Here is a 1,122-nt window from a genome sequence, read left to right on the forward strand (position 1 = left end):
GGGGCGCTGATGCGTCAGAACGGTCTGGAGGAGTTCGGGCTGGGCGCGAGGGAGCTGATCGAGCCGGGGGGGCTGGTCGATCAGGCGCTGGCGGGCAAGGACTTCCTGGTCAATGACTTCCTTACGATGGAGACGCTGGTCGCGGAGGTCATGCGGACGACCCATCCGGACACGACCGAGGTCCCGGCCGTGCCGGACAAGCCCCTGCCGGAGCGTCCGCTTCCGGAGAAGCCCCTGCCGGAGCGTCCGCTTCCGGAGAAGCCCCTGCCGGAGCGTCCGCTTCCGGAGAAGCCCCTGCCGGAGCGTCCTCTTCCGGAGAAGCCCCTGCCGGAGCGTCCTCTTCCGGAGAAGCCCCTGCCGGAGCGTCCTCTTCCTCGGGTGCCTGTTCAGGAGGCTGGGGGCCCGCAGTCCGGTTCCACGGGCCGGGTCGGGGATCTGCCCGCGGGTGGTGAGAGTCCTTCGCCCGCACGGCAGGACTCGGGGTTCGGCGAGGTGCCGTTGGGGGATGCGAAGTCTCCCGAGACGGTTGCGCGATCCGCACCTGAGGGGGTCGGGGATGTGTCTTCCGGGACGGTCGGTGAGGGCAGTGTCCGTTCGGGTCTGCCGGAGGTCACGGTCGTTGCGGAAGGGAGCCTGGCGGAGGGCATGACCGCCGAGATCGGCTCGGTGAGCGACGGCGGACAGGGTCTGGGGGGGCGGGCCGGCGACGGCAACGAGTCGGGCGGGGAGGGTGACTGGCTGGATCAGGCGCTGGGTGATCTGCGGCCGGTGCCGGAGGGTGAGCCGCTGTCCGCGACGCCGGACTCGCCGGGCAACCCGGCTCTGGAGGCGTTCCGGGCGAGCGCGGAGGCGTTTAGGGCGAGTATGGAGGCGTTCCCGGAGTTGCCCGACTCGGTCAGGGACCTTCAGCTCGTGGAGGTGCTGGAGGGTCTTTCCCCGGCGCAGAAGATCAAGCTGGGCGTGCTTTTGGAGGAGCACGGTCTGGCGGATGGTCCGGCGATGGTGGAGAGCGGTGCGCTGCGCGATCTGCTGTGGCCCACGCTGGACACCCTGCGCAATCCGGGCGAGTTTCCGCCGGGTGCGGGTGCGGGTGCGGGGGATGAGGCGCTGGCGGCGCGGGTG

General features: G+C 70.9%; 1 pseudogene. It reads left to right on the forward strand.

The features are described from left to right. Nucleotides 1-1,122, forward strand: a pseudogene (locus ACFUJR_RS39360) (hypothetical protein); the annotation flags it as partial.

The organism is Streptomyces sp. NPDC057271 (assembly GCF_042668715.1).
Taxonomy (GTDB): domain Bacteria; phylum Actinomycetota; class Actinomycetes; order Streptomycetales; family Streptomycetaceae; genus Streptomyces.